This window comes from Psychrobacter sp. UBA6739, from assembly GCF_002453835.1.
In the GTDB taxonomy this organism is placed as follows: domain Bacteria; phylum Pseudomonadota; class Gammaproteobacteria; order Pseudomonadales; family Moraxellaceae; genus Psychrobacter; species Psychrobacter immobilis_A.
Genome location: NZ_DKHR01000006.1, coordinates 49,129 through 58,132 on the forward strand (window position 1 = coordinate 49,129; position 9,004 = coordinate 58,132).

Here is a 9,004-nt window from a genome sequence, read left to right on the forward strand (position 1 = left end):
TTATTATTGGTAAATTATTGATTTTATCCACCAATCATCGACAAATTATTCATCATGCCGCTGTTTGATTCGTGAAGATGATGATGTTCAGGTTTGATTGGCATAAAGCTATGGAGGATATTAACAAGTCCTGCCACATCATCTTGCTCTAGATACTGACGAATATCGTAATTACCTTGGTCAAATAGGCATAAATGTACTTTGCCTTGACTGCTAACCCGTAAGCGATTGCAGCTATCACAAAAATGAGCAGCATAAGGGGCAATCATGCCAATACGCCCTTGATAATCTGGATGGCTGTATTCTATCGCTGGTCCATCGTTGCTACCACGTATATGAGTTTGCCAGCCATTTTTTAATAAGTAATTGGTAATAATATCGGACTGTGCATGCTGCGCAAAAAATAAATCGCTATTATCACTGGTCTGCATAAATTCAATAAAGCGATAAGTGACCGCTCTGTTTTTGATATATTCGATAGCATTCATCAAATTTTCAAAAGCAGTCTCAGCCATTAAAATACTGTTTATCTTTAGCTTAATATCTGTGGTCGCAAGCAAAGTATCCATATCAGCCAAGAGCTGTGGCAACATATCAAAGCCAGTCATTTTATGGAAGGTCGCGGCATCAAAGCTGTCCATACTGATATTAAGCTGATTCAGCCCAGCGGCTTGCCAGTTAGCTAAGTGCTTACCAAGCTTATACCCATTACTGGTCATGGCAACCGTTTCAATGCCTTCGGTATTTTTGATGGTTTTAATAATATCTACCACATCACGGCGTATAGAGGGTTCACCGCCAGTAATCCTGACTTTTTTGGTGCCAACTTCGGCAAAGCCGCGGATTAACGTGGCAATTTCAGTGACGCTAAGCTCGTTTTGTGGGGGTTTGCCTTGATAGCCATCTGGCAGGCAATACTCACAGCGGAAATTACAGAAATCAGTAATCGATAGACGCAAATAGGTGAGACGTCGTGCGAAACCATCGGTTAACGGTTGAGAGAGCGTGACCGGAAAATACGTCGACGTGCTAGCAGCTTTCGTTGCAACGTTCGATGATGAGTCACCATCAAAAATAACGGGTGCAGCGGCAGGCGCATACAATTGCGCATTACCTACGGTAGGGGCAAGATGGTTCATAGATGATTACCATTAATATTAAGTATAGTGTGTACTTTTAGGCGTTGCCTCAGGTTGTGAGTGGGAAATTCTATTTAGGTATGATTATGACAGTTTACACGCAAATAACCATTCACCGTAAGTGACCCAAAAACTACCACTAAAGTAGTAGATGCTACTTGGTTGTGATTTTTAAAATCAACATACGCCCCAAGCAGTTTCTCATGATTCATGGCTAATCAACAGTATAAAGAATGATTAACTGTGTAACGCTTGATACCATTGATTAGCCATGCAGCTTTTTAGCTATACCGTTATTAATGATTCAATTATTTAGATGTTGTTTAGCTATTATTCAGCTATGCAACCAAGGGAAAGGTTGCACTTTTACGGTTTCACCAGCGGCTACATTGCCAGAATCTTGTGCTAAGACAATAAAACAATTGGCGTGGCTAAGCTGTTTGATACGGTGCGATTGTTGCTTGCTAAAGCTCTCAACATGAAATTCGCCAGCGTCATTCTGCGACACAATTCCTCTTTGGAAATCCATCCGTCCTGCTGATTTTTTAATATCGTTTTTAAGCGTTGCGGTTAGGCTTAACTGCATGGGTCGCTCTTGTGGCGCAGCGCCTGCCATTTGCCACAAGGCTGGGATTACAAATTGTAGGCTACCAACGATGGTCGATAGCGGATTGCCGGGTAAGCCAAAATATAGCACGGGCTTGGCAAGATCTTTAGTCAGCTCGCCAAAGACAAACGGCTTACCGGGTTTCATGGCGACTTTATAATGATTAATTTGCCCAAGCTGCTCAATGACGGTGGTTAAAAAATCATAATCGCCAACCGATACGCCAGCCGTAGAGATAAGCACGTCGCACTCTTGCATCGCTTGGGTTACGGCAGCAATTGTTTTGTCTAAATCATCAGCAATGATGCCATAATCACGAATAGTGATAGGCAAATCAGCGAGTAAGCTTTTCAAAGTAGGGGTGTTGGAGTTATAGATTTGCGCCAAGCTGGTCAGCTCATTGCCTATCGCCACCAGTTCATCACCCGTTGCCAGTACCCCAACGATTAAAGGTTGATATACCTTTATTTTATCAAAGCCTAAATTAGCCAGTAAACTGATATCAGCAGGATTTAAGCGCTTACCTGTTAATAAAACCGCTTCGCCAGTTTCAATCTCTTCGCCTTGCTTGCGGATATTGTCATCAGGTTTAGCGTCTTGACTGAGGGTAATAGCATAAGGCTGTGATTTATCAATGCTGTCTTTTATGGCGGCAAAGTTGGTGTTTTCTTGCATAATGACCGTATCACAGCTATCAGGAACGACAGCACCGGTAAAAATACGCACCCCTTGTCCTGCTGAAATGTCGCTACTATAAGGACTGCCTGCTTGTGATTCACCGACGATATCAATCGTGCTGTCTGCTGAGAGTGTGCTGTCTTTAGCAATCGCATAACCATCCATCGCCGATAGGTTTTGCCTTGGTATCGCAAAGGGCGAGACGATATCTTCTGCCAATATATGATGACGGCTGTCTAATAAATCGTAACTTGCGACGTCTCTTTTATGTAGCGGATAGTCGTTAGTATTATAAGTTTCTATGCGCTGCTGTATTTCAGAGATTAGCTCTGCAACCGTAATCATAAACGTCTACTCATTTTATTAATATTGAACTGTGTTATTGATATTGAACGACACATAGTATAAAAAGTGTGTTGTATCACAAGAACCTTTATACCATAGCAGCTACTTTATAACATAAGAATTAAGTGACCGACAGCGGACTGCTTAGCCACGGAAGATATTTTCTTGCTCAAGCGTCATCTCGATACCTTGGATATCAGCTTCATGCGCTAAGGTAAACAAGTAGTCGCATAATGATTGGTGAAAGGCTTGTTGGCTCAGTTTATTATGGATCGCAGGGCTGACTTGCTCATAAGTCATCTGTATCCCAGGTTCCTTATTGAGCACCTCAACGATATGAAAACCGTAACGGCTTTCGATAGGGCTTGGCGCAAGTCCTTTATCTAGCTTAAATAATACACCTTCAAATTCTGGTACGGTTTGACCTTTGCTAATCACACCCAGTTCGCCACCTTGCTCTTTTGAAGGGCAAGCAGAATGCTGGCGTGCTAACTGGATAAACTCGGCATCAGGATTGGCGTTATTTTTAATTTGTTCAATAAACTCGTAAGCGGTCTTTTTAAGTTTTAAGCGCTCATCGCCATCTTCAGGCGGGCATGCCAATAAAATATGGCGTACAGTCATGATGGGATCAGTCTTAAAGTCAGTCATATTCTGCTTATAATAGCGCTCACAAGTTGCCATATCTGGCATCGTTGCTTGAACGTTTTTGTCTATTAAAGTAGAAATGGCTTGCTCTTCGTCGTTTTCCCACGCCGCTTCACCAAGGCTTGGCTCATCTAAAACCGCCAATCTCAGTAATTCGCGCACAACCAGCGCTTGCGTCGCTAAAAAGACGGCGTCTTCTTTGTTTTCTGCTGGATGATATTGCAGCTCTTGGGCGATATTGGTTCTATCTATCATCACCCCATTGACCGTCACTGAAGGCAGCTCATCACGGCTAGAGGCAATCAGGTTTTTATGGTTACTGCGCTCTTCTGCCATTGCTTTTTCGATGAACTCTTGGTCAGAATGCGGTTTTTGCAAATCAGACAAGGTTGGCATTACTCTAAGAATATCATCACCGCGACCAGTAGGAGTGTGATCGGCATGACTGTGACTGTGACTGTGACTGTGACTGTGACTGTGACTGTGATTGTCATTATCATGGCTGTGATGTTTACCACTGTGCACATGAGCGTTTTGGTTGGTCGCATGGTCGGCTGGATTGTAGGTACTGACAGTCATGGCTTTGCTCCACTAAGGATTCTGGTAATAGAAATTCTAAAATATAGCGCGTGTTGATTCATCGTCAAAGGTAGGGTAAAGAGCAATATCTAGGTGAGGATAGGGTTAAAAATGCCATTCCATTTAGATACGGCTCTATAGCCTTACTGAGAGTTCTTTTGTCTGACAATTTGATAGCGACGGCCGAAATACCAAATTGGTGCGCTAATGATATGAATAAGCCGTGTAAACGGAAATATCGCAATCAGGGTGATGCCGAGCGCCATATGCAGCTGATAAATTAAGTCAGTTTGCTCAATGCGCGCCGCTGCCTGCAAAGGTCTTAAGATTGTGATGTCCTGTGCCCAGCCTGCCAAATTCATCATGGTATAGCCATCTAAATGTTTCACTGACGTAAAGATGGACAGCAGACCTAAGTTCAGTTGGATAAATAACAGCACCAGTACCAGCTTGTCTGAGAACGATGAGGTGTTTGAGATACGGTCATCGGTAAAGCGTCGCCACATGAGCATGACCAAACCGAACCAACAAAACACCCCTGCGATACCCCCAACGACCACCGCTAATATCTGCTTATGCCCAGCGCTGATAAATCGATCATAAAGAAAATGCGGTGTCAACATGCCAAATAAATGACCCAGCAAGACCACGATAATGCCAACGTGGAATAAGTTGCTGGCAAGGCGCATGTTTTTGCTTCTGAGCATCTGCGTCGAGCCCGTCTTCCATGAATACTGAGATAAATCAAAACGTACCCAAGTACCAATAATAGCGATGGTCAATGCCACATACGGATAAACGCCAAAAAGGAAAATTTGTAGCCAGTTTAGGTTGGCTAAAGACTGCACACTAGGATCTGCGATATTCATGTCCTTTCTCCTTATTATGATTTAACCGGCTGGTTGGTTTTAAAATCTACCCAGTGCACTGGAGCATCGACCGCATTTGTAGCAGAGGCATTTTTTATACCAGCTTTTGCTGCAAGATTTTGTGTACTTGTTTTTGACGGGCAGCGCTCTTCTTGTTGCGCATCCAAAAACGTCACCACTTCTTCTTCCCATTCTTTGTCTAATGCCTCAAAGCTGTCATCACGCTTCTCTTTGCTGATTTTTTCTTGATACTCTTCAACGATATCGAGCGGTTTACCAGCGATTTGCAATAGCGCATTGAAGCAGCCTTTATACAAGCTACCGCGACCCTCTAATCTGGCGGCAAGCAAAGCGAGGATATGGCTCACATCAGCGATATCCATACGAATTTGAATGTCGTCTTCAATAATGGTTGCTTGATACGCTAAAAATTCAAGATACAAAGGCAGATAATCAGGCAGCTCTTTGACACTAATCTCAAAACCCGCTTCTTGATATTGACCCATCAAATCGACCATCGCTTGACCACGGTCGCGCGATTCGCCATGTACATGCTCAAACAACCATAGTGATAAAGAACGACCGCGCTCAAACAAACCGTCATAACGCGCTTGCGCCTCAAGAGAGCCGGTATCAATTAAATCTTCAATCAAGTCGATGATTTGCGTCCGTACTTCTGGGCTAATCAGCGTTGATTTGGCGACAATCTCTGTGCAATCGGCAAGCGTATCACCGAGAAACAGCTCATTACTTGGATAATCGATAAGTAGGCTGAGTACCTTGAGTAGTTTTAAGTCTGAATGGCCGATGGTTGGTTGGGTAATTGGCTCATGCACTGAAGTGCTGTTATTAAGTTGAGTAGTTTGCATCTTATGACTCCCACTTTTGGACAGTATCGATGAAATCGCGGCGATTGGTTTTGCGTTGTCCAAACATGCTATTGTCCGAATGTCCTGAACAGCCTTCGCCAAAGGTGAATCCGCAACCATTGCGTTCAGCAAAAGCGTCACTCAATGCTTCTTCACGATGCGCCGTTGGAATTACAAAGCGATCTTCGTAGTTAGCAATAGCCAAGTAGCGGTACATCTCTTCCACTTGCAGCTTGGTTAAGCCAACATCATCTAAAATACTTTGGACTTCTTGTTTTTCAACCAATTGCATACGCTTGTAGCTACGCATAGCCAGTAGGCGCTTCAATGCCAAACGTACTGGCTCTTCATCGCCTGCGGTAAGCATGTTTGCTAAATAGCGCAGTGGAATACGTAAGCTGTCGACATCTGGAATCAAGCCATCCATACCGACTTTGCCTGCTTCAGCAGCATTTTGAATCGGTGATAATGGCGGTACATACCAAACCATCGGCAGCGTGCGGTATTCAGGATGTAGTGGTAGCGCAAGTTTCCAATCCATCGCTAGTTTATAAACTGGTGAGCGCTGGGCTGAATCAATGACCGATTGCGGTACACCGTCTTTTAATGCTTGGGCGATAACCGCAGGGTCATTTGGATCTAAAAATACGTCTAGTTGTGCTTGATAAAGGTCTTGCTCGTTAGGTGTGCTTGCTGCTTCAGCGATTTTGTCAGCATCATAAAGCAAAACGCCCAAGTAGCGGATACGACCAACACAGGTTTCGGAACAAACGGTTGGCAAGCCGGCTTCGATACGGGGATAACAGAAGATGCATTTTTCAGATTTCCCCGACTTCCAGTTGTAGTAAATCTTTTTATACGGGCAGCCTGAGATACACATGCGCCAGCCGCGACATTTTTCTTGGTCAATCAAGACAATGCCGTCTTCTTCACGCTTATAAATCGCGCCACTTGGGCATGACGCCACGCAAGTTGGGTTCAAGCAATGCTCGCACAGACGTGGCAAATACATCATAAAGGTGTTTTCGTACTCGCCATAAATCTCCGCTTGAATATTGTCAAAGTTCTTATCTTTGCGACGTTTTTCAAACTCTGAGCCGAGGATTTCTTCCCAGTTAGGACCCCATTCAATTTTTTGCATACGCTTGCCAGTAATGGCTGAGCGCGGGCGGGCGATAGGTTGATGATTACTGATAGGCGCGGTATGCAGATGTTGATAATCGAAATCAAACGGCTCGTAATAGTCATCAATCTCTGGCAGGTCAGGGTTAGCAAAGATATTTGCCAATACTCTAAATTTACCACCGATACGCGGATTGATAGTGCCGTTGGCATTACGTATCCAACCACCTTTCCATTTAGTTTGGTTTTCCCATTCTTTGGGATAACCGATACCGGGTTTTGATTCAACGTTGTTAAACCACGCATATTCCATACCTTCGCGGCTGGTCCAGACGTTTTTACAGGTGACTGAGCAGGTGTGACAACCGATACATTTATCAAGGTTAAGCACCATGCCGACTTGCGAACGAATTTTCATGGATCTGTGCTCCAAATAATAGTAAAAAAGCAGCTTTATGTTCTTCCTAGATATCCTGAAATCAGGATATCTTTTCGATAGAAGAAACAGCTTTACCCTTCAATGCTGGTTGGTAATGGACGTGGCAATTCGTTATCGGGTTTGTCTTCTAGCCAGTCGATTTTTGACATTTTACGAATCACGACAAATTCATCACGGTTACAACCGACGGTGCCATAATAGTTAAAGCCGTAAGACTGCTGGGCGTAGCTGCCAATCATATGCGTCGGTTTCAAAATCGTCCGAGTGACCGAGTTATGGATACCGCCACGCGTGCCTGTTTGCTCAGAGCCTGGAATGTTGACCAATTTCTCTTGGGCGTGATACATCATGGTCATGCCTTCTTTAACGCGTTGGCTGACGATGGCACGGGCAGTGATTGCCCCATTAGCATTGAACAGCTCAATCCAGTCGTTATCGACGATGCCGGCTTTTTTGGCATCGATTTCTGACATCCAGACACAAGGTCCGCCGCGACTTAGTGTCAGCATCAGCAAGTTTTCAGAGTAGGTACTGTGGATGCCCCATTTTTGGTGCGGTGTTAAGAAGTTCAGTACGATCTCTTTATTGCCATTTGGCTTAGCGTCTTTGAGCAGCTCAGTGGTCTTGGTGTCGATAGGTGGACGATACTGCTGCATTTGCTCACCAAACGCCTGCATCCAAGGATGGTCTTGATAAAACTGCTGACGACCAGTAATCGTGCGCCAAGGAATCAGCTCATGGACGTTGGTATAACCGGCGTTATAACTGACCTGATCCGACTCAATGCCTGACCATGTCGGGCTTGAGATGATTTTTCGTGGTTGGGCGACGATGTCTTTAAAGCGGATTTTTTCATGTTCGCTAGATTTGGCAAGATGAGTATGGTCGCGACCAGTAAATTCTGAGAGTGCAGCCCAGCCTTTTACGGCGACATGACCATTGGTCTCAGGCGCGAGCATCAAAATCATTTCAGAAGCATTGATAGCGGTGTTAAGACTTGGTCGACCTTCAGAAATACCGGGATCAGTCACTCTATGATTTAAATCACCGAGCTGTTTGACCTCGGTTTTCATATCCCAATTCAAGCCTTTTGAGCCATTATCCAGTTTTTCTAAGGCAGGACCCATAGAAGTGAACTTTTTATAAGTGCTCGGATAGTCACGCTCAACCACTTTAATCATTGGGCAGTTTTTACCCGGTACAGGTTTTTCGCCCGCTGTTTTCCAGTCAGTGCCACCAAATGGTTGTGCCAATTCACCTGGGGTGTCATGTTGCATCGGCAAGGTGACAACGTCAGTTTCAACACCTAAATGACCTTTTGAGACTTCAGAGAAGCTCTTGGCAATGCCTTTATAAATTTCCCAATCTGTCTTAGATTCCCACGCAGGGTCAGTCGCGGCGGTTAATGGGTGAATGAATGGATGCATGTCTGAGGTATTCATGTCATCTTTTTCGTACCAAGTTGCAGTCGGTAGCACGATGTCAGAATACAAACAGGTAGAAGACATACGGAAGTCTAACGTGACAACCAAGTCTAATTTACCAGTTGGGCCTTTTTCGACCCAATCGACTTCTTTTGGTTGTAGGTGACCTTCGGCATTTTCTTTATTGAGCAAGCCGTTTTTGGTGCCCAAAAAATAATGCAGCATATATTCATGACCTTTACCTGATGAGCCCAATAGGTTTGAGCGCCAGATAAACATGTTGCG

General features: G+C 44.3%; 7 protein-coding genes. All 7 read right to left on the bottom strand.

The features are described from left to right. Nucleotides 1-23 precede the first annotated feature (23 nt). On the bottom strand, nucleotides 24-1,139 hold the full coding sequence (gene moaA / locus B2575_RS02225) for a GTP 3',8-cyclase MoaA (RefSeq protein ID WP_296240008.1): 1,116 nt from the start codon (nucleotides 1,137-1,139) through the stop codon (nucleotides 24-26). 334 nt (nucleotides 1,140-1,473) lie between these two features. Further along, nucleotides 1,474-2,769 carry a gephyrin-like molybdotransferase Glp gene (gene glp, locus B2575_RS02230; RefSeq protein WP_296240009.1) on the bottom strand — a complete coding sequence of 432 codons (1,296 nt, stop codon included), beginning with the start codon at nucleotides 2,767-2,769 and terminating at the stop codon, nucleotides 1,474-1,476. A 144-nt stretch (nucleotides 2,770-2,913) separates the two neighbouring features. Then, complete coding sequence (locus B2575_RS02235) at nucleotides 2,914-3,813, bottom strand: peptidylprolyl isomerase (protein WP_372862747.1); 900 nt, start codon at nucleotides 3,811-3,813, stop codon at nucleotides 2,914-2,916. Nucleotides 3,814-4,139: 326 nt separating this feature from the next. Continuing rightward, entirely contained in the window at nucleotides 4,140-4,865 is a 726-nt protein-coding gene (narI, locus tag B2575_RS02240; RefSeq protein ID WP_045447153.1) for a respiratory nitrate reductase subunit gamma, read from the bottom strand. A gap of 14 nt (nucleotides 4,866-4,879) precedes the next feature. Continuing rightward, nucleotides 4,880-5,734 (bottom strand): nitrate reductase molybdenum cofactor assembly chaperone, encoded by an 855-nt coding sequence (narJ, locus tag B2575_RS02245; RefSeq protein ID WP_296240011.1) that lies wholly within the window; start codon nucleotides 5,732-5,734, stop codon nucleotides 4,880-4,882. Nucleotide 5,735: 1 nt separating this feature from the next. Next, nucleotides 5,736-7,274: a nitrate reductase subunit beta gene (gene narH, locus B2575_RS02250; RefSeq protein ID WP_055125087.1), complete on the bottom strand. Its 1,539-nt coding sequence runs from the start codon at nucleotides 7,272-7,274 to the stop codon at nucleotides 5,736-5,738. A gap of 92 nt (nucleotides 7,275-7,366) precedes the next feature. Beyond that, the coding region (locus B2575_RS02255) for a molybdopterin dinucleotide binding domain-containing protein (protein ID WP_296240012.1) at nucleotides 7,367-9,004 on the bottom strand (1,638 nt) is incomplete at its 5' end.

Excerpts from the sequence above, each read along its gene's own strand:
- moaA (WP_296240008.1), bottom strand. The coding sequence starts at position 1,139 with ATGAACCATCTTGCCCCTACCGTAGGTAATGCGCAATTGTATGCGCCT.
- glp (WP_296240009.1), bottom strand. The coding sequence starts at position 2,769 with ATGATTACGGTTGCAGAGCTAATCTCTGAAATACAGCAGCGCATAGAA.
- B2575_RS02235 (WP_372862747.1), bottom strand. The coding sequence starts at position 3,813 with ATGCCAACCTTGTCTGATTTGCAAAAACCGCATTCTGACCAAGAGTTC.
- narI (WP_045447153.1), bottom strand. The coding sequence starts at position 4,865 with ATGAATATCGCAGATCCTAGTGTGCAGTCTTTAGCCAACCTAAACTGG.
- narJ (WP_296240011.1), bottom strand. The coding sequence starts at position 5,734 with ATGCAAACTACTCAACTTAATAACAGCACTTCAGTGCATGAGCCAATT.
- narH (WP_055125087.1), bottom strand. The coding sequence starts at position 7,274 with ATGAAAATTCGTTCGCAAGTCGGCATGGTGCTTAACCTTGATAAATGT.